Below are 20223 nucleotides of genomic sequence, written 5' to 3'. Positions count from 1 at the left end.
CCAGGGAGCGGTTCGAGGCACGCTGGTCATTGGCACTCTGCCCATCACGACGGCCGCAGCGTATGGGCCCCGGATCGGCGCCCCGACGCGCTTCCCGCGTCATGGCTTGTCCGGGACGGCGGCGAGGGTGAGGAGCCGCTGCAGCACCAACCACCGCTGTCGGACGTGATCGTGCCGCTGCTGACACAAGGCTGGCAGCAACGAGGATCTAGAACGGGCGCGCATTGGAGGCGCCCATGGTCGCAACCGAACTCGATACGCTCACCTCGCCGCCCTGCGCAAAGCTGCTCGGCTGGCGGCTGCTGGACGCCAACCCTGCTGACGGCTGGATCAAGATCGGCTTCGACGGCAAGCCGGAGTTCTGCAACCCGGCCGGCTACACCCAGGGTGGTATGCTCGGCGCGATGCTCGACGACACGATGGGGCCCGCCGTGTTCGTTAGCACCGAGGGGCGGCTCTACACGACGACCGTGAGCATGACCGTCAACTTCCTCGCTCCCGCCAAGCCCGGACCCATCGTCGGTGAGGCGCGCGTGCTGCAGCTCGGCAGGACCATCGCCTTCATCGAAGGACGTCTGACCAGCTCGGACGGCACGCCCCTCGCGACCGCCAGCGCCAGCGCGCGTCTGGTGGAAGCCGCAAAGGCGCTGCGCTAGGCGGTTTGCCGGGTAGGGTGGGCAAACGCGCGCCACGACGCTGATGAGTTCGGCGAGGTGCCACCCGCGGCGTGCCCACCATCGCTACCGCGAGTCCGCTGTGAGACTTCGTGGTTATACTGCTACGCAAGTGCCAGCTGCCTCACCAGGCTCAGTCGATCTATTTCATGCAGCGTCACCGTAATTCGGCGCGCCCCTATTGCTGGCCGGTTGGGGAAGGCAATGTCCAAAGATCTATGGCGCCTGCGTCTTGAGTGGCGGGCTTGTGAATGTATTGAATACCTACAACGTTGTGCTTTGGGAATTGCTCGGCAAACCGTTTAATAGGTTCAATTGACCCCTGAGTTTTTGAAATTGAGTATAACTCTCGGCCAACTCGAGTTAGTAGCACGCTGGGTAGGGAGACGGGAGTGGGGCTGGTGAATCGAACAAGGCAAATGTGATCCCTAAACTCAAAACCCCAGAGAGGTTTTTCTTCTGGAAGGGTTGGTGATTGCGCTTCGAAAGTCTTGCTTAATTGCCCGGTTGCCCCTGTTATAAGGCCGAAGTCTTCTAGCTGTAACAATTCAGTAAAATCGGCCCCGCCTTTGGCAGGGAATGCGATGTAATCTGACGAGATAACCCAGTTCGACCATTTTTCAAACATCGCGGCGATGTGCATGTCAAGTTCAGAAATAAATCGTAACGTCTGAAGAGAAAAGCACTGCGGCTTTCTTATCTGGCCGGCGAGCACGCGAGCCCAAATGTCCTGCAATCGATCCGATGATGCCTCCTGAGCGTGTCGTGCGAATACATTGAGCCAGTCGTCTTCTGGTGTGTTTGCCTCCGAGTTTGGAGTTTCTTTCAAGTGCTCAATCGTTTTAATTGCAACGGCCTCGCGATTGTATTGGTGGCGTATCTCTCTTGCCAAAAAAACGTCTGCAGCTCGCTGCACTAGTTCTGGGTCGTTCTTTACAAACTCCGCGGCTGCTCCAGCGAGAGTCTTTGAGACCAAATTTTGGGCCTCCGTCTTGTTGCGAATTGATTTTGCCTTTTGCTCAAGCCAAGCGGCCGGGACATCTGCGCCACCCGCTATCAGCCGAGATATCGCTTCGCCTGCCGGACCGGCGATCAGCTTCGGCAGATTGATCTCGGCAATAGCTCCCTTGATCATGTTGAGCGCATCCGCAGGAGGGGAGGTCTCTTCGGAGGGGCCGGGTGCAGTTGTCATCGTTTCCTCACTAGCTTGCCCGAGGTTGAGGATCCTGGTGAACCGGCTATATCAAATTCGTGCGGCTCCGTCCTAGGCTTTGTTGATTGGAGGAGCGCATTGGAGAAGATTACTTGACTTCTCAGGAGCAAAAAAGAAGTTGGAAAATTAGCTGATTGCATGGCTCGTCTTGTGGACTAATTCAGGATTTTCCAGGCGTCGAGCCCGTGGCGCCAGCGGCGGAAAATAGCTCGCCCACATCGGTTGCAGGGGCGTGCTGGCATGTATTCCGGTTTTCAGAACTCCCCCTTGACTCTCCTCCCAAATCAGGTGTCTTATCCGCCCCGTTCCGTCCCGGCAGGAGGGGCGTACGCGTCGTCACGAGACGCGGGGCGGGATGCGGTGGCTGCGACGGCGTCGTCACGACGAGCGATGTCGACCGGCCTCGTCCAGCGCTGCGGCGGCTTGCCGGCGTGGCGCGGGTGCGAGGTCTTTCGCGGACGTTGAAATCGTGTGGTCCTGGCATCCCGATGCTGATGCTAACTCACGTTGAGGCTTCGCTTCGCGTGGGGATGGTGGCCAAAAAGCCCGGCGCACCAGGGAGATCACGTATAAGACGTAAAGCCCATCGCGCAGGGAATGCCGGATGACCGGCTGGACCTGTGGTGACTGCCGCCTGCTTTCTTTGTTGCAGGCGGGCCATGGGTTGCGGCCAGCACCCGGCATTCCCTGCGCCCTCCTCATTTGCGAGGGTTCCTTGTCTGACATCACTCGGGCGCGCATCGCGCCGCGAGAGGGAGAGATCATGTCTGGCGTCGAGGCGCCGTCGGTCGGTCGAGACCATGCGCGCAGCTGTGCGGTGGACGACGGAGCGCAGCGGTGATGCGTCCGGTCCTGCGCAGATGGAACCATCGTGGCGACCGCGATCGCCGATGCGCGGATGATCGCGCGCGCAACGGTGCCGCGCGGAGGCTTCGCGGCTGCAGCGCCGAAACATCGCCGGCGCGATGTCTTTTTCATTGCCGCGCCAGCGAGGATGACGATAATCTAAGATTGTGTTTGAACGTTGCGCATCCTGTTGGTGCGATGCGTCGCATGACAGCTGGCGGCGCCTCGTTCGGACGCCGCGCACATTCGGTTCGCGGATGACGGCCTCTTCGTTGTCTCGTTCCCGCTGTGTCGTTGAAGGGCAGAGCTTGGACGAACGACGCGCTCGAACAGGACGCGCTCGAACAAAGAAGATCAATCTGGGGAGAGACGCATGATCAATGCTGCAGGATTGTCGCGCCGTTCGATGCTGAGCCTCGGCGCTGCGGCCGGGCTTGCCGGGCTCGCCAACAGCACCGCGCTGGCCAAGGGCCCGTTCCTGAACACCCAGGCGCCGACCTTCTTTCGCTTCAAGCTCGGCTCGGCGGAAGCCACCATCATCTCCGACGGCGTGCTGCCGCTCGGAGATCCGCATGCCGCGTTCCTCGGCATTTCCGCTGGTGATCTCGACGGGATGCTCACCAACAACTTCCTGCCGTTGGGAGCCGCGACCCTCGAGCAGAACATTCTCGTGCTCAACACCGGCGACAAGATCATCATCTTTGACAACGGCATGGGCGTCTCGAAGTTGTTCGGCGACACCACCGGCAAGATGCTGCTGACCTTGAAGCAGGCCGGCATCGACGCTGGGGATGTCGATGCGCTGGTCATGACGCATGCCCATATCGATCATTGCGGTGGCGTGATCGGACCCGACGGCAAGCCGAGCTTTCCCAATGCCGAGCTCTTCATTTCCGAGGCCGACTTCACCTACTGGACCGATGAGGCGAAGGTCGGTCCCACCTACAAGGCCTTCTATGAGCAGGCGGTTCGCAATCTGCTGCCCGTCAGGGACCGCATCACCTTTTTCAAGGACGGCCAGGAGTTCCTGCCGGGCATCCAGGCGATGTTCACCCCAGGCCATACGGTGGGACACACGATCTTCCTGATCCAATCCGGCAAGGACCAACTCGCCTATATCGGCGACATCTCGCATCATCCGGTGCTGCTGATCGAGAAGCCGCTGATCGAGTTCGCCTACGACACCGATCCGAAGCAGGCCGCCAAGACCCGCGTCCGCGTGCTCGACATGCTTGCCGCCAACCGGACGCAGATCCTCGGCTACCACTTCCCGTGGCCGGGCCTCGGCCACATCGGAAAGTACGGCGACGGCTTCCGCTATTACCCGACCGCCGTGCACACGATGGACGTGGCGCCGATCTAGTGTTTCAAACCGGAACAGGTGGTTCGCGGGCCGGCCCATGGCAGGCGGGGGTGGACGACCGATGTCGTCACAGCTAGGGTTCGGCTCCTTTCATTCGGGATCATCATGCTCAAGCTCTATTACACGCCAGGAACCTGCGCGCTCGCCTCGCATATCGTGCTGGCCGAAGCCGGCGCCGACTACTCGGTCGAGAAGATCGACTTCAAGACCGGCCAGCAGAGCAGCCCCGGCTATCTCGCGATCAATCCCAAAGGGCGGGTGCCGGCGCTCGTGACCGAGCGGGGCATCCTGACCGAGACGCCGGCGATGCTCGCCTATATCGCACAGATGTTTCCGCAGGCGGGGCTTGCGCCGCTGGATGATGCATTCGCCTTTGCCGAGGTGCAATCCTTCAACAGCTATCTGTGCTCGACGGTGCACATCGCACACGCGCACAAGATGCGCGGCCATCGCTGGGCGAACGAGGAGTCCTCCTTCGCCGACATGAAGCGCAAGATTCCGGAGACGATGCGCGCCAGCTTCAGCCTGATCGAGCAGAAGATGCTGCGTGGTCCGTGGGTGATGGGAGAGCAGTACACGATCTGCGATCCCTATCTTTTCACCATCGCGCAATGGCTCGAAGGCGACAGCGTCGACATCAACGCTTTCCCCAAGGTGGCCGAGCACTTCAGGCGGATGTCTGAACGCGTCGCCGTGAAGAAGGCGTTCGCAGAGCAGGCGGCCTGACGTCAGATGAAGACGACCGGCGCTGACGCCGGAACGAGCTTGATCGAAATTATTGGAGGGTGCTGAGCGCCAGCGCAGTCCAGGACATGACGAGGAAAAATATGCGGCGTCGGGAACCTCGGTGGGGCCCTGACGTTGCAGAAAGCCGTGGCGTGCGTCTGCGGCCGAATTTCCTCGATCCCGGGCCCCTTGATGTCGCTGGCTGCCATTTCGAATGATGCATTTTATCCGAGCAGCATCGAGGGAATCCGCGAGAGATTGAAGGTCGCGACAGCGGCAGACCATCATGCGCTCGATGAGCGCCTCCGCGACTTCGATCTCAGCACGACGGCGCATTATCGCCGCTTTCTTCAAGCCAGCGCGGCCGCCCTGTTGCCGCTGGAAGCGGCGCTTGAGCAGGCCGGGGTCGGCGAACTGTTCGAGGACTGGGCGCAGCGGCAGCGTGCACAGGTGATCGCCGCCGACCTCGCGGACATCAACGGCGTATGCGTGCCGTTGGGTCTGCCGATCCAGCCGCTCGACCGCCCCGCCGTCTTCGGCACGCTCTACGTGCTGGAAGGATCGCGACTGGGCGCGGCCTATCTGTTGCGTGTCGTCGCCGCCTCGGCCGATCCGCGCGTGCGGCGCGCCACGCGTTATCTGCGTCATGGCGCAGGCCAGGCGCTGTGGTGCGGCTTTCTCTCCCGTCTCGCGCGCGAGCCGGTGACGGCGGACGATGAGCTCAGGATGATCGTGAGTGCGCGCGAAGCGTTCGCGGTGTTTGCGAAGGCAATGGCGTGCCCATGAACGAGCCGGTCAATCTCACCAATTGCGATCGTGAGCCGATCCACGTGCCCGGCAACGTCCAGCCGTTCGGCTTTCTGCTCGCGCTGGTGTCGGACTTGACCATCTGCATGGCCTCGGAAAACGCGCCGGACTATCTCGGCGCCGATATCGGCTGGCTGTTGCAGCGGCCGATCGCCGCCGTGCTCTCCGAGGCCGCCGTGACGGCGATCCGCTCGCGGGTGGACTATCTGAGCGGACCGGACGCCGTCGAGCGCGTGTTCGGTGTCGATCTGCAGGGACGGGGCAGGCTGTTCGACCTCGCCATTCACTTCTCCGGCGCGTATCTCGTCATCGAGGCAGAGCCGAGCCTGATCGAGCCCGACGTCAATTCCGGTGAGCTGGTCAGGCTGATGCTCGGCCGGATCCGCAAGACCGCGGGCATCGCAGAGCTCGCGCAGGAGGCGGCGCGCCAGCTCAAGCTCCTCACCGGCTTTGACCGTGTGATGGTGTACCGCTTCCATCCGGACGGCTCGGGCGAGGTGATCGCGGAAGTCGCGGGCTCCGGACTGGAGCCGTTCCTCGGTCTGCATTATCCCGCATCCGACATTCCGAGGCAGGCGCGGCAGCTCTACCAGCGCAACTGGTTGCGCATCATCGCCGACATCGATGCCGCGCCATCGCCTTTGATGTCGACGCCGGCGCACAATGCGGGGCTGCTCGATCTCTCGATGAGCGTGCTGCGCGCGGTCTCGCCCATTCACATCGAGTATCTCCGCAACATGGGCGTGGCGGCGTCGATGTCGGTGTCCATCCTGCGCGAGGGCAAGTTGTGGGGCCTGTTTGCCTGCCATCACTATGCCCCGCATCATCTGTCGTTCGAGAAGCGCACGGCGGCCGAGCTGTTCGGCCAGATGTATTCCTGGCTGCTCGAGGCGCGCGAGCGCGAGAGCGACGTGGCCTACCAGACGCGCGCGCATCAGATCCAGGAGCGGCTGATCGAGCGCGCGGCCGCGCAGGCGCACAGCAAGCGCGCCATTCTCGATTTCGTCGGCGACTATCGGCAGATGATCGAATGCGACGGCATCGCGGTCTGGTCGGACGAGGAGATCACGCTCGACGGCGAGACGCCGACGGAGGCGGAGGTGCAGGACCTCGTCGGCTTCATCAATCGCACCTCGCCGGGACGCATCTGCGCCAGCGCCGAGATCGCCAAGATATATGCCGCGAGCGAATCGTTCCGCGATCGCGCCGCCGGCTTCCTGGCCATCCCGATCTCGCGCACCCCGCGCGACTGCCTGATCTTCTTCCGACGCGAGGTGCTGCGCTCGGTCAACTGGGCGGGCGATCCCGACAAGACCTATTCCGAAGGTCCGCTCGGCCCGCGGCTCACACCGCGCAAGAGCTTCGAACTGTGGCGGCAGACCGTCGTCGGCCAGTCGAAGCCATGGACGACGGCGGCTCTTCGGATCGCGGAGAGCCTGCGCGTCACGCTGCTCGAGGTGATCCTGCAGCTGTCGGAGCTCGCCGCGCGCGAGCGCCGTGGCGCGCAGGAGCGGCAGGAGCTCATGATCGCCGAGCTCAATCATCGCGTCCGCAACATCCTCAGCCTCGTGCGCGGCCTGGTGACGCAGAGCAAGGACACCTCGACCTCGATCGAGGACTTCGCGTCCCTTCTCGGTGGTCGCATCCAGGCACTGGCGCGCGCCCACGACCAGATCACCAATTTCAACTGGGCGCCCGTCGCGCTACGCTCGCTGCTGGAGTCGGAGGCCGGCGCGTATCTCGGCTCGCGGGCCGGCCGCGTGCGGATGGAAGGACCTGACGTCGCGCTCGACCCCAAGGCGTTTGCGACGCTTGCGCTCGTCGTGCACGAGATGATGACCAACTCGGCGAAATATGGTGCGCTCGCCGACTCGACCGGGCAGGTCCAGGTGTTGTGGCGGCTCGATCCCGGCGCGAGCCTCGTCATCGACTGGAAGGAGAGCGGCGGTCCACCGGTGCAGCCGCCTTCGCGACGCGGCTTCGGCACCACGATCATCGAGCGTTCGGTGCCGTTCGACCTGAAGGGCGACGCCGAGCTCCGCTTCGATCTGCTCGGCGTTCAGGCGCGTTTCGTGATTCCCGCCAGCTTCGTCCAGATCGTGCCGACCATGACCGGCGCTCTTTCTCATGAGGCGCAAAAGCAGGAGCAGACACGGCGTCTCTCCGGCACCGCGCTGATCGTCGAGGATAATCTGATCATCGCGATGGGCGCCGAGGTGATCCTGCTCGAACTGGGCGCGCGCCACGTCGAGACCGCCGCGTCGGTCAATCAGGCGTTCAAGGTGATCGAGCGCGTGACGCCGAGCTTCGCGCTGCTCGACATCAATCTTGGCGCGGAGAGCAGCCTGCCGGTGGGGCACAGGTTGAAGGAGCTCGGCGTGCCGTTCATGTTTGCCACCGGCTATGGCGAGCGCGCGCCGATTCCAGCCGAGTTGTCCGACGCGGCGGTGATTCAGAAACCGTACACGCGCGAGCTCGTTGAGAAGGCATTGACGAAAATCAAATGAGTTGCGCGCGCGGTGGCGTCCGACTCCGCGCCCTGCAGTGATGGGCATGCATAATTTCAGTCTTAGGTTTTCTCACATCCGCGTGTTGTCTCGAACAGGACCACATGCTTTTCGCTGCCGGATCGACGCGTATTCCAGCTGTTGCTGCGACAAAACAGCACGAGAAAATTAGAACGCATCCAAAGGACACCGCCGTTCTAACATTGTTTCGACAAATGGAACCCCCGCAGCCTTATTCCGAACGAAGTCATCGCCGAAACGGCGCATCGGGGGCGGTGTTGAATCGTCGGAGGTCTGATGATGAATCGAGCGACGAGTTTGTTGCCGTGCGTTGCTGTCGCGATGCTTGCGGGAGCAGCTGCGGTGACAATCGAGTTTCAACCGGCATCGGCGGCTGACGATTGTCTGACGAAGCCTGCGGGGACACCAGCGGGGAAGCATTGGTTCTATCGAATCGATCGCACGACGAAGCGGCAGTGCTGGTATCTGCGCGACGACGATCGCGCGGCGCAGGGGGCCTCGCTCGTCACGCGGAAGCTGGCTTCGGAGAAGGAGCGGGCGAAGCTCTCGTCGTCAGCCGCCGATGCGCATGCCGAATTCCAATCGCCCGCGAGCCAGACCAGCGATGATGTGAAGATTGCTGCATCGACGCCGCCGACATCCGCGCCGCCGGTCGCCGGCTTCCCGCCCGTGGCTGCGTTCCCGGCGCCAGCTGTGCCGGCCGTCACCCCGCCGGTGGCGTCGGCGCCCGCCGTGTCGCCGCCCCATACTGTCGATTCTGCTGCCAGCGACTCCGCGGTGGCGACACGCTGGCCCGATTCATCCGGCACGCTCCAGACGTCCGCCGAGCCGCCGCCCCGCGCCTCCTCCTACACGCTCGCCGCTGCGTCCGCCGATGCCGCGCCGGCGGAGACCGCCGCGCCCGTCGCGCCGGCTCCGATTGCGGCTGACTCGCAGCTGACCGCGGCGGTCGGCAGTGCGAGCGACGACGCGGCCCGGACACGGCTGTTCGCCTTCCTCGGCGCGGTCGCTGTCGCCGGCTTCTCGACCAGCGTTCTGCTCGCCCGCGCCCGTGCAAAGCGGCAGCTCCGCATCGAGCCCGTTGCCGCGCGGCGCGTGACACGCTGGCCGGTCGAACCGGAGCTCGATCGCATGCATCTGCCGCCCGTAGAGAGCTACTACCCTGGGCTTGCTCCGCGTGGCAAAGCGCGGTCGCAGCCGACGTCGCAGGTTTCGGTCGTGCCGCGCGACGATGTCCGCTATGACGAGCAATATGAGGTCGAAGACCTGCTGGCCCGTTATTCGGGACAGCCGCGCCCCAGATCGTAACGAATCAGGCGGTCATTTCCGAGCGGATCGCGGCGCGCAATTCGTCGATCAGCTTCAGGCCGCCCTTCGTCTCGACGTGCCAGAACGTCCAGCCGTTGCAGGCCGGCAGCCCCTGGGCCACCGCGCCGATCCGGTGGATCGAGCCGACCTTGTCGCCGAGCGTGATGGCGCCATCGGCACGCACCAGGGCCCCGTGACGTCGCTTGGAGTCGACCAGCTTGGTACCGGGCGAAATCATGCCGCGCTCGATCAGCTCTGAAAAAGCGACGCGCGGCGCATCGCGCGCCGTCATGAACGGCGCGAGCGTGGCCTCAGGCAGCGGTTCGACGGCGGCGATGCGCCGTTCCGCAGCATCAGCATAAGTCTTGTCGCGCTCGAATCCGACATAACGGCGGCCGAGGCGTTTTGCCACGGCGCCGGTGGTGCCGGTGCCGTTGAACGGATCGATCACGAGATCCCCGGGCTTCGATGACGACAGCAGCACCCGAGCGAGCAGGCCTTCCGGCTTCTGCGTCGGATGGATCTTCTTGCCGTCGCCGTCCTTGAGGCGCTCCTCGCCCGTACACAGCGGAATCAGCCAGTCTGACCGCGCCTGCACGTCCTCATTGGCGGCCTTCAACGTCTCGTAGTTGAAGGTGTAGCCTTTCGCCTTCTCGTCACGCGCTGCCCAGATCATGGTCTCGTGAGCGTTGGTGAAGCGGCGGCCGCGGAAGTTCGGCATCGGGTTGGACTTGCGCCACACGATGTCGTTCAGGATCCAGAAGCCGAGATCCTGCATGATCGCGCCGACGCGGAAGATATTGTGATAGGAGCCGATCACCCAGATCGTCGCGCTCGGCTTCATCAGCCGCCGTGCGGCGAGCAGCCAGGCGCGCGTGAAGTCGTCGTAAGCGGCGAACGATGAGAACTTGTCCCAATCGTCGTTGACCGCATCGACCTGCGATTCGTCGGGGCGCTTGAGCTCACCCTTGAGCTGCAGATTATAGGGAGGATCTGCAAACACCAGGTCGACCGATCCGCCTGGCAGTTTGGACATCTCGGCGACGCAGTCGCCGACGATGATTCGTTGCTCTTCAAGAGCCTGAAATTTAGTGCGGGGCGCCCTTGCAGACGCCCCGCGACGCGACTCAACCATGACTCATGAACTCTGACTCAGGCGACGCTGTCGGCGACGCGGGACCTAACAACCGACTGGCGTCACATTGACCCGGCAAAGTAAAAATGGACTTAATCGGGAAAATTTTTCGCATCGATGCGCAGTCCTTCATCACGTGCGGTGACGATGAAGTCCGGCGCGCTTGCGATCGGCGTTCTTGCGCAACACGGCGATTGTGATGGGTTTTTCGCTCCCGCTGCGCGGACGCCGTTGGGCGAGGCGCGGGGCGCCCGCCGGTTTTTCCGGCGGCGCTAGGCAAAAGTTGCCGGGCGGGTTATTGATTAACAGTGTGGAAATTTTACCTGTTTGCCGCGTTGGGAATTTCGCGCAGAGCCGCGCAGGATCATGAGGAAAGGCCGCCATGCGTTACGATGATTTCCGTCGCAGCGACGACATCGACGACCGTCGCGACGAAGGCGGCGGGATGGGCGGCGGTATGGGTCTGCCGATCGGCGGCGGCGGGCTCGGCATCGGCACCATCATCGTGCTCGGCCTGATCGGCTACGCCTTCGGCATCGATCCGCGCATCCTGATCGGCGGCGCCGAGATGTTGAACCATGGCAGTGCGCCGTCCTATCAGGCGGATCGCCGGTCGCCCGGCAAGACCGGCGCGCCGAAGGACGAGATGGGCGACATGATCTCCGGCGTCCTCGGCGAGATCGACGACCGCTGGAGCGAGATATTCCAGGCCAGTGGTCAGAGCTACACCGGACCGAAGATCGTGCTGTTCCGCAACAGCACCAATGGCGGCCGCTGCGGCATGGCGCAGTCGGCGATGGGGCCGTTCTATTGTCCGCCGGATCGGCAGATCTTCCTCGACACCGGCTTCTTCCGCGAGGTCGAGACGCGCTTCCGTGGCTGCTCGGGCAGCGCCTGCAAGTTCACGGCGGCCTACATCATCGCGCATGAGGCCGGACACCACATCCAGAACCTGCTCGGCATCCTGCCGCGCGTGACGCGGCTGCAGCAGCAGTCGGGCAGCAAGGCTGAAGCCAACGCGCTGCAGGTCAAGGTCGAGCTGCAGGCAGACTGCCTGTCCGGCGTCTGGGTGAACCGCGAGGCGAAGAAGCGCCCGGGCTTCCTCGAAGAGGGGGACATCGATTCCGCACTCACGACCGCGTCCGCGATCGGCGACGACACCTTGCAGCGGCAGGCGACCGGACGCGTGGTGCCGGATTCGTTCACACACGGCTCAGCGGCGCAGCGCAAGCGCTGGTTCATGGTCGGCTATCAGCAGGGCACGGTGCAGGCCTGCAATACGTTCGGCGCGAATTCGCTGTAAGGAGTGGTGGGATGGCGATCGACGAGAGCAAGAGCTTCGTTCCGCTCAACATCGCCGTGCTGACGGTGTCCGACACGCGCGCGCTCGCCGACGACAAGTCGGGGACGACCTTGAGCGACCGGCTGACGGCAGCCGGCCACAAGCTGGCGGCGCGCGAGATCGTCACCGACGACGTCGAAAAGATTCGCGTGGTGGTGAGGTCGTGGATCGCCGATCCCGGCGTCGACGTCGTGATCACCACCGGCGGCACCGGCTTCACCGGCCGTGACGTGACGCCTGAGGCGATCGAACCGTTGTTCGAGAAGCGCATGGACGGCTTTTCGATCGCCTTCCACATGCTGAGCCATGCCAAGATCGGCACGTCGACGATCCAGAGCCGGGCCACCGCGGGCGTTGCCGGCGCGACCTACATCTTCTGCCTGCCGGGATCGCCCGGCGCCTGCCGTGACGCCTGGGACGGCATCCTCGCCGCCCAGCTCGACTATCGGACGCGTCCGTGCAATTTCGTCGAGATCATGCCGCGTCTCGACGAACATCTGCGGCGGCCCAAGGCCCAGGGCGCGACGGCCTGACTCGCCATGGCGACGACGCGCGATCGGCCGCGTCCGTCACTGAGCCGGAACGATCTCGAATGCGCCGCCGCCTTCAATCGCGGCGCCGACGAGGCCGCCCATCATGCTGGCCGCGAAATTCTTACCCCGTGGACCAACGACCATCCGATAGGTTTTTCCGGGCGCCGCGGTGAAGCGAAGGCTCGATGATCCCGGCGACGACCAGGTGGACACGGTGATGGCGATCGGACCCGGCGCGATCTGGCCGCTATAGCTTTCGCCGCGGCCGAGACTCGCCACCTTGGCGCCGTTGATCTCGATGGCGGCGGGCGCTGCCAGATAAAGAAAATCATTCGTCCGCGTGATCGCGATCGTGGTGCGGCCCTTTGGCGCGGCGTGAGCCGCCATGCCGCCGGCGCCCTCGATTCCCAACATGCCAGCAAGTGCAAGAAGCACGGCAAGCTTCGATCGACACGTCAAACTGATCACTGATCACACCCTCTCTGGTTCGGCGAAATACTACCGAAGAGCGGGAACTCCGCAATCAGCGTGTACAGTGTGTTGCAGAGGTAGGATGAGGCTACCGCCAGTTGTCGCGACGCCGCGATCGGGCGAGCCCGCGCAAGCTACAGCTCGAGCTCCCACGTCTCGCCCATGAGCTCGGCGCCAAAGGAGGCATGCGGCTCCTCCGCGATCTTGCGAAAGCCGGCGCGGGCGTAGATGTCGCGCGCGGCCGTGAGGATGCTCTGCGTCCACAGCACGACCTTCTTGTAGTTCTTCTCGCGGGCGAAGCGGATGCATTGGTCGGTCAGGGCGCGGCCGACGCCAAGTCCGCGCGCGTTCTTTTCCACCAGCAGCAGCCGCAGCTTGGCGACCTCGTCGGTGCTCCTGACTAGGAAGATCGAGCCCACGGGGGCGCCGGCGACCTCGGCGATCCAGCAATGCTCGCGCGCCGGATCGAAGCTCTTGATGAACTGCGCGCCGATTTCGGCCACCAGCGCCTCGAACGAGATGTCCCAGCCATATTCCTCGGCGTAGACGGCGCCGTGCCGCGAGATCACCCAGCCGATGTCGCCGGGACGGTGGCTGCGCAGGAGGACGGGGGATCGTGCCTGCGCCGGCGGCTCCAGCACGTTTTCGATCGTCGTCATCGCGCCCACCAGCCGCTCGCGCGCCGGCTGTGGCAGTGTGTCGAGCATCGCCGCGACTTCCTTCTGCGAGCTGCGGTCGAGCCGGGCGAACGCCTGGCGTCCCTTCGCGGTGAGGCCTATCTGCTGCTGCCTTCGATCGGACGGCAAGGGCGTGCGGCTGATCAGTCCGTTCTCGTCGAAGCTCTGCACAATGCGGCTGAGATAGCCGGCGTCGAGTCCGAGCGAGAGTCCGATCTCCTTGGCGGAAACGGCCTCGCGGTGGGCCAGTTCGTAGAGCACGCGCGCTTCAGCGAGCGAGAACGGGCTGTCGAGCAGATGCTGATCGAGCGCGCCAAGCTTCCTCGTGTAGAAGCGATTGAACGCGCGCACGGCGGCAATCTGGCTGTCCGACTGAGCATGGACCATGGGCATCTCCAATACTTGCCATTGTCAACCAATTCGTTGAATTTGGCAAGTATCGGGCGCTACACCATCACGATCCGGCTGCGCAGCATGGTGCGAGAGGAGCGGCCGAGCTGGCGCAGCAACCGCGTTTCGGCCCGTTTGGCGTCGGGCTTGTAACCGCCGACCTGGCGGTAGTGATCGCGGGCGATCAGCAGCCCCTGATCTCCGAGCGGGCCGACCAATGCCCGCGTAACCGACCGCAGCCGGTCGCGCACGCTGACGGCTGCGTAGGGCGATCTGGCGTAGCGGAAGACGCCGGCCAGCGGCCGGCCGGCGGCGGATACGCTCTGCACGAACTGCATGGTCTCGTCGATCCAGCCGGGATCGAGCACCGCGCCCGCCGGCAGAAACATCAGCCAAGGCGCGCGGGCCTGCGCCGCGCCCGCCGCGAGTGCTGCGGCATGCGAGCCCTCGAACTTCATGAAATGGCAGCCGGCGACGTCGGCGACGCGCTCGATCACGCTGGAATCGAGGGAGCGGTCGATCAGCAGGACCTCGCTGACGACACCGGCTGCCGCGCCCGGCACCAGCGCTGACAGGGTGGCGACAGCGGTCTGCTCGACCCCTGCGGTCGGGATGATCACGCTCAGCATGGACCGGGCATCGTTGTTTGTAACGCCTCCGGCCTGCTTGTTATCATCTTGTCATATCCAAATCAGCCCGCTGCGCTGCGGAATTTTGCGGCAGGCCGGGCGCTCGCCCCGGCCTGCCGCGCCGTCGACCGGTGGATGCGACTTCCTGACCGCTCTACCTTTGCAGGCCTAGATGCCGGCGGCTGGCGTCGTGTTGCCGGTGCTGTACGGCCAGACCCAATCGCGGATCTCAGGCATGTCCTCGCCATGGGCGCGGATGTAGCGACCGTGTTCGATCAGCGCATCGCGGAATTTCTGCGTCACGTGCGCAGCCGAGACGCCGCGCCCCGGCACACGTTCGATCGCCTCGATCGCCAGATGGAAGCGGTCAAGCTCGTTCAGCACCACCATGTCGAACGGCGTCGTTGTCGTGCCCTCCTCGATGAAGCCGCGCACATGCAGGCCGCTGTGGTTGGTCCGGTTGTAGGTCAGGCGATGGATGAGATGGGGATAGCCATGATAGGCAAAGATCACCGGCTTGTTCGTCGTGAACAGGCTGTCGAACTCGCGATCGCTCAATCCGTGCGGATGTTCCTCCTTCGGCTGCAGGGTCATGAGGTCCACGACATTGACGACCCGGATCTTCAGGTCGGGCAATTCCTTGCGCAGGAGATCGACGGCCGCGAGCGTCTCCAGCGTCGGAACGTCGCCGGCGCAAGCCATCACCACATCAGGCTCCTCCCCGGCCGGCTCGGTGCCGGCCCATGACCAGATGCCGATGCCGGCGTCGCAATGCGTGGCGGCGTCCTGCATCGACAGCCATTGCAGCGAGGGTTGCTTGCCGGCAACGATCACGTTGATGCGGTCGTAGGTACGCAGGCAATGGTCGGCGATCCACAACAGCGTGTTGGCGTCCGGCGGGAAGTAGATGCGGACGATGTCCGCCTTCTTGTTGGCGACGAAGTCGACGAAGCCGGGATCCTGATGGCTGAAGCCGTTATGGTCCTGCCGCCAGACATGCGACGTGAGCAGGTAGTTCAGCGACGCGATCGGTCGCCGCCACGGCAGCTCACGCGACACTTTCAGCCATTTGGCGTGCTGATTGAACATCGAATCGACGATGTGGATGAAGGCTTCGTAGCACGAGAAGAGGCCATGGCGACCCGTGAGGAGGTAACCTTCGAGCCAGCCCTGGCAGAGATGCTCGCTCAGTACTTCCATGACGCGGCCGTCCCGGGCGAGATGGACGTCGTAAGGCTCGATGCCTTCCATCCAGACCCGCTCGGTCACCTCGAACACCGCGTCGAGCCGGTTCGACGCCGTTTCGTCCGGGCCCATGATGCGGAAGTTGCGGCGGTCGGCGTTGAGGCTGATGACGTCGCGCAGCAACTTGCCGAGCTCGCGCGTCGCCTCTGCGGTGGTCTTGCCGGGGGAGGGCACATCGACGGCGAAGGCGCGATAATCGGGCAGCTTCAGTTCGCGCTTCAACAGCCCGCCATTGGCGTGCGGATTGGCGCCCATGCGCCGTGAGCCCTTCGGCGCCAGCGCCTGCAGCTCCGGTCGGAGGCGGCCCTGGTCGTCGAACAGCCGCTCCGGCTCGTAGCTCTTCATCCAGGCTTCGAGCAGCGCGAGGTGCCCGGGGTTGCCGCGCGGATTGGCGATCGGCACCTGATGCGCGCGCCAGAAGCCTTCGACCTTGAGGCCGTCGACCTCCTTCGGCCCGGTCCAGCCTTTTGGGCTGCGCAGCACGATCATGGGCCATCTCGGGCGTTCGATCGCCGCATCCGGCTGGCGCGCATTCTGCTGGATCGAGCGGATGCTCGCGAGCGCGACGTCGAGCGCATCCGCCATCTCCCGATGCATCGCCTTCGGCTCGGAGCCCTCGACGAACAGCGGCGCGTAGCCATAGCCCTCGAACAGGCTCCTGATTTCGGCGTCGCTCATGCGGCCGAGCACGGTCGGATTGGCGATCTTGTAGCCGTTCAGATGCAGGATCGGCAGCACCGCGCCGTCATGGGCGGGGTTCAGGAACTTGTTCGAATGCCAGGATGCGGCCAGCGGGCCTGTCTCGGCCTCGCCGTCGCCGACCACGCAGGCGACGATCAAGTCGGGATTGTCGAACGCCGCGCCATAGGCGTGGAGCAGCGCGTAGCCGAGTTCGCCGCCCTCGTGGATCGAGCCTGGCGTCTCCGGGGCCGCATGGCTTGGGATGCCGCCGGGAAAGGAGAACTGGCGGAACAGCTTGCGCAGGCCGTCGGCGTCGCGCGCGATGTCCGGATAGATCTCGCTGTAGCTGCCTTCGAGATAGGTGTTGGCGACCATGCCCGGACCGCCATGGCCGGGGCCGCAGACATAGATGACGTTGAGGTCCTGCAGCCGGATCGCGCGGTTCAGGTGCGCGTAGATGAAGTTCAGTCCGGGCGTCGTGCCCCAGTGTCCGAGCAGGCGCGGCTTGATGTGGTCCGGCCTGAGCGGCTCACGCAGCAGCGGGTTGTCCAGCAGGTAGATCTGGCCCACCGAGAGAAAATTGGCCGCGCGCCAATAGCGGTCCAGCAGATCGAGATCGTCGGTCAGGGTCGTCGGGTCGGAAGATGTGAACTGCATAAGCCCTCGCTTGCCATCCGCTGCGCGACTGCGGGATGCTGTATTAGAGTAATGCCGCACCGCCTCGTTCCAGCACCGTCCGAGAATAGAACAGGAATGTGATGGCTGGCCTTGCGCGGGCTCAGATGCTGAGCGCAGCGTCGTTCCGTTTTGTTCTATTTTGTTCTTGTAATGTTCTGTTCGTGTGCTATGTCTTGGCCATGAGCCGAGCATCCTCACATGCCCTCAAGCGCCCGCCGGTCAAGGTGCCCTCCGAGCCGGCGGGCGCGACCCAAAGCGGTCCTGAGACGGATTTCCCCGAACTCGCGGTCGCCATCGAACGGGGCCGGCGCCGCGGCCGGGGCGCACAATCCAATGCCAGCGGCCGCTACGAGGCCGAAGCGCGCGTCATCTTCGACGATGGCTGGCAGAGCCTGGAGGAATTGCCGCCGTTCAAGACGACGGTGGCCACCGATACTTCGCGCAAGGTCATCACCCGCAACGACTCGCCCGACATCGGTTTCGATCGCTCGATCAATCCGTATCGCGGCTGCGAGCATGGCTGCGTCTACTGCTTTGCACGGCCAACGCACGCCTTTCTCGGCCTGTCGCCCGGCCTCGACTTCGAATCCAAGCTGTTCGTCAAGCCGGACGCGCCGGCGCTGCTGGAGAAGGAGCTCGCGGCCAGCGGCTATGAGCCGCGGATGATCGCGATCGGGACCAATACCGATCCCTACCAGCCGATCGAGCGCGAGCGGAAGATCATGCGCGGCATCCTCGAGGTGCTGGAAAAGGTTGGCCATCCCGTCGGGATCGTCACGAAGTCGGCGCTGGTGATGCGTGATGCCGACATCCTGGCGCGGATGGCCAAGAGGAATCTGGCGAAGGTCGCGATTTCCGTGACCACGCTCGATCCGAAGCTGGCGCGGACCATGGAGCCGCGGGCCTCGACGCCGGCGAAGCGGCTGGAGGCGCTGCAGGCGCTTTCCAAGGCCGGCATTCCGACCACGGTCATGGTGGCGCCGGTGATCCCGGCGCTCAACGACAGCGAGATCGAGCGCATCCTCGATGCCGCCGCCCATGCCGGCGTCAAGGAGGCAGCCTATGTGCTGCTGCGGCTGCCGCTCGAGGTGCGCGATCTGTTCCGCGAATGGCTGCTCGAGCACTATCCGGACCGCTACCGCCACGTGTTCACCCTGATCCGTGACATGCGCGGCGGCCGCGACTACGACTCGCAATGGGGGACGCGCATGAAGGGCACGGGCCCGATGGCCTGGATGATCGGCCGGCGGTTCGAGATCGCCTGTGAGAAGCTGGGACTGAACAAGCGCCGCGCGAAGCTCACCACCGATCATTTCGTGCGACCCAAGGGCGGCGGCCAGCAGCTCAGCCTGTTCTGACGTTGGCAGTTTGACTTGGCACGAAATGGGTTTGGCACGAAGTGGATTTGGCACGGAGTGGATGATGGCTGACCAAGTTGTGGTTCCCCGGTTCACTGTCGTCACGCTGGGAGTGGCCGACATGCGCAGGAGCATCGCCTTCTACGCTTCGCTCGGGTTTGCCCGAAAATTCAGAGCGACGGGCGAGGCGGTGGCGTTTTTCGACACCGGCGGAACGGTGTTGGCGCTGTATCCCTGGGACGCGCTTGCGCAGGACGCTGGCTTGCCGGACATGCCGCGCGCCTCCGATTTCCGTGGCGTGACGCTAGCCTGGAATTGCCGTTCGGAAGCCGAGGTCGATGCCGCGCTCGATTGGGCAGTCGGGAAGGGGGCGGCTCTGCTGAAGCCGGCACAGCCGACCGACTATGGCGGTTATGGCGGCTATTTCGCCGATCCGGACGGACATGTCTGGGAAGTCGTGGTCGCGCCAGGGATCGATCTCGGCGACGACGGGCGGGTGCGCCTGCCGGATTGATGGGCTGCGAATAGCGGGAATTGCCGCCGGTTCCGGGTTGCGCGGGCGAAGCCCGTTACGCACCATGCCGGCCATGATTCGGGATCAAGCGAAGAAGCCGGGCAGGGCGAAGGCTGCTACCAGCACTGCTACGAAGGCCGCTGCCAAGGGCGCTGCGAAAGTGGCCGCCGAGAACGGCGCGGGCAAGGCCGGCGCAAAGCTCGGCAAGGGCGTCATCGCGGTGTCGCCGCCGAGCTTCCGGCGCGAGCGTGCGCTGCTGAAGCAAGGCGTCTGGCCGGTGGCCGGCTGTGACGAGGCGGGACGTGGTCCGCTCGCGGGGCCCGTGGTCGCTGCGGCCGTCATTCTCGATCCCGCGCGCATCCCGAAGGGTCTCGATGATTCCAAGCGGCTGAGCGCCGAGCAGCGCGAGGCGCTGTTCGACAAGATCTGCAAGACTTCGGCGTTCGCGGTCGCCTTCGCCTCGCCGGCGCGAATCGATCGCGACAACATCCTGCGCGCCTCGCTTTGGGCGCTGTCGCGCGCCGTCAAGGCGCTGCCGGAGGCTCCGAAGCACGTGTTCGTCGACGGTCGCGACCGCATCGATGTCGACTGCGCCTGCGACGCGGTGATCGGCGGTGACGGCCTCGTGATGTCGATCGCGGCGGCGTCGATCGTGGCCAAGGTGACGCGGGACCGGCTGATGTGCGCCCTGGCGCAGGATTGCCCCGGCTACGGCTTCGAGCAGCACAAGGGCTACGGGGTGCCGGAGCATCTCGCCGCGCTCGACCGGCTGGGCCCGTCGGTGCATCACCGCAGCCTGTTTGCACCGGTCGTGGCGGCGCGCCAGAAGCACCAGCCCTCGACCGTGCAGCGCGAGCCGGACCTGTTGGCGGAGATCACGGTCGTCACGTCCAGCGAAATATCCATCGGCCTGTGATGCCGGTTGCCTCGCCAGCGCCGCGGTCTTAATAGCTTAAGTCAGCCAACCGGCACGATGTGTCACTCCTCGCAGCGGGGGCGATCTTGTGCGCCCCGATCATGTGGCATCGATCGTGGGCGTCGGGACAGCGAGGCTGCTGCGGATGAGGGACGGTCCTGCCGGCCTCTCCTCGACGTCCCAAGCGAT

The 20223-nt window shown here is 64.5% G+C and carries 18 protein-coding genes; 11 read left to right on the top strand and 7 right to left on the bottom strand.

Annotation, left to right across the window (positions count from 1 at the left end; all coding sequences use genetic code 11):
* Positions 1-236 precede the first annotated feature (236 nt).
* Positions 237-656 carry a PaaI family thioesterase gene (locus LQG66_RS14145; RefSeq protein ID WP_231326828.1) on the top strand — a complete coding sequence of 140 codons (420 nt, stop codon included), beginning with the start codon at positions 237-239 and terminating at the stop codon, positions 654-656.
* Positions 657-852: 196 nt separating this feature from the next.
* Here LQG66_RS14145 and LQG66_RS14140 read toward each other — a convergent pair whose 3' ends face one another.
* A complete protein-coding gene (locus tag LQG66_RS14140; RefSeq protein WP_231326827.1) occupies positions 853-1866 on the bottom strand; it encodes a DUF2806 domain-containing protein in 1014 nt (337 codons plus the stop codon).
* A 1240-nt stretch (positions 1867-3106) separates the two neighbouring features.
* Here LQG66_RS14140 and LQG66_RS14135 point away from each other — a divergent pair.
* From LQG66_RS14135 to LQG66_RS14115, 5 genes are all read left to right on the top strand, one after another.
* Positions 3107-4096 (top strand): MBL fold metallo-hydrolase, encoded by a 990-nt coding sequence (locus LQG66_RS14135; RefSeq protein WP_231326826.1) that lies wholly within the window; start codon positions 3107-3109, stop codon positions 4094-4096.
* Between the two features lie 105 nt (positions 4097-4201).
* The gene (locus LQG66_RS14130) at positions 4202-4822 is read left to right on the top strand and encodes a glutathione S-transferase family protein (protein ID WP_231326825.1); all 621 of its coding nucleotides are present in this window, start codon (positions 4202-4204) and stop codon (positions 4820-4822) included.
* 192 nt (positions 4823-5014) lie between these two features.
* Positions 5015-5608 carry a biliverdin-producing heme oxygenase gene (locus LQG66_RS14125; protein ID WP_231326824.1) on the top strand — a complete coding sequence of 198 codons (594 nt, stop codon included), beginning with the start codon at positions 5015-5017 and terminating at the stop codon, positions 5606-5608.
* Positions 5605-8136 (top strand): HWE histidine kinase domain-containing protein, encoded by a 2532-nt coding sequence (locus tag LQG66_RS14120; RefSeq protein ID WP_231326823.1) that lies wholly within the window; start codon positions 5605-5607, stop codon positions 8134-8136. Before LQG66_RS14125 ends, LQG66_RS14120 begins: the two co-directional genes overlap by 4 nt.
* A 363-nt stretch (positions 8137-8499) precedes the next feature.
* Complete coding sequence (locus tag LQG66_RS14115; RefSeq protein WP_345778945.1) at positions 8500-9465, top strand: hypothetical protein; 966 nt, start codon at positions 8500-8502, stop codon at positions 9463-9465.
* Positions 9466-9469: 4 nt separating this feature from the next.
* Here the strand turns inward: LQG66_RS14115 and LQG66_RS14110 are convergent, their stop codons facing one another.
* Both LQG66_RS14110 and LQG66_RS14105 read right to left on the bottom strand, forming a co-directional pair.
* Positions 9470-10600 carry a site-specific DNA-methyltransferase gene (locus tag LQG66_RS14110; protein WP_305879326.1) on the bottom strand — a complete coding sequence of 377 codons (1131 nt, stop codon included), beginning with the start codon at positions 10598-10600 and terminating at the stop codon, positions 9470-9472.
* 132 nt (positions 10601-10732) lie between these two features.
* A complete protein-coding gene (locus LQG66_RS14105) occupies positions 10733-10984 on the bottom strand; it encodes a hypothetical protein (RefSeq protein WP_231326820.1) in 252 nt (83 codons plus the stop codon).
* On the opposite strand from LQG66_RS14105, the gene ypfJ reads away from it, so the two are divergent.
* The gene (gene ypfJ / locus LQG66_RS14100) at positions 10983-11903 is read left to right on the top strand and encodes a KPN_02809 family neutral zinc metallopeptidase (RefSeq protein WP_231326819.1); all 921 of its coding nucleotides are present in this window, start codon (positions 10983-10985) and stop codon (positions 11901-11903) included. The two genes, LQG66_RS14105 and ypfJ, sit on opposite strands and share 2 nt — an antisense overlap.
* An 11-nt stretch (positions 11904-11914) precedes the next feature.
* Positions 11915-12475, top strand: coding sequence for a molybdenum cofactor biosynthesis protein B (gene moaB / locus LQG66_RS14095; protein WP_231326818.1), 561 nt, complete (start codon positions 11915-11917; stop codon positions 12473-12475).
* Between the two features lie 36 nt (positions 12476-12511).
* Here moaB and LQG66_RS14090 read toward each other — a convergent pair whose 3' ends face one another.
* The 4 genes from LQG66_RS14090 to LQG66_RS14075 form a co-directional block, all read right to left on the bottom strand.
* Positions 12512-12910, bottom strand: coding sequence for a hypothetical protein (locus LQG66_RS14090; protein ID WP_231326817.1), 399 nt, complete (start codon positions 12908-12910; stop codon positions 12512-12514).
* Between the two features lie 170 nt (positions 12911-13080).
* Positions 13081-14010: a bifunctional helix-turn-helix transcriptional regulator/GNAT family N-acetyltransferase gene (locus LQG66_RS14085; RefSeq protein WP_231326816.1), complete on the bottom strand. Its 930-nt coding sequence runs from the start codon at positions 14008-14010 to the stop codon at positions 13081-13083.
* 59 nt (positions 14011-14069) lie between these two features.
* A complete protein-coding gene (locus tag LQG66_RS14080; protein WP_231326815.1) occupies positions 14070-14642 on the bottom strand; it encodes a glycosyltransferase family protein in 573 nt (190 codons plus the stop codon).
* A 168-nt stretch (positions 14643-14810) separates the two neighbouring features.
* A complete protein-coding gene (locus tag LQG66_RS14075; protein ID WP_231326814.1) occupies positions 14811-17225 on the bottom strand; it encodes a phosphoketolase family protein in 2415 nt (804 codons plus the stop codon).
* Between the two features lie 200 nt (positions 17226-17425).
* Between LQG66_RS14075 and LQG66_RS14070 the strand changes: the two genes are divergently transcribed.
* From LQG66_RS14070 to LQG66_RS14060, 3 genes are all read left to right on the top strand, one after another.
* Positions 17426-18604: a PA0069 family radical SAM protein gene (locus LQG66_RS14070; RefSeq protein ID WP_231326813.1), complete on the top strand. Its 1179-nt coding sequence runs from the start codon at positions 17426-17428 to the stop codon at positions 18602-18604.
* A 64-nt stretch (positions 18605-18668) separates the two neighbouring features.
* The gene (locus tag LQG66_RS14065) at positions 18669-19118 is read left to right on the top strand and encodes a VOC family protein (RefSeq protein ID WP_231326812.1); all 450 of its coding nucleotides are present in this window, start codon (positions 18669-18671) and stop codon (positions 19116-19118) included.
* Positions 19119-19182: 64 nt separating this feature from the next.
* Positions 19183-20034, top strand: coding sequence for a ribonuclease HII (locus LQG66_RS14060; RefSeq protein WP_231326811.1), 852 nt, complete (start codon positions 19183-19185; stop codon positions 20032-20034).
* Positions 20035-20223: the final 189 nt, after the last annotated feature.

It is taken from the genome of Bradyrhizobium ontarionense, from assembly GCF_021088345.1.
GTDB lineage: Bacteria > Pseudomonadota > Alphaproteobacteria > Rhizobiales > Xanthobacteraceae > Bradyrhizobium > Bradyrhizobium ontarionense.
This window is presented reverse-complemented; position numbering and strand designations above follow the sequence as displayed.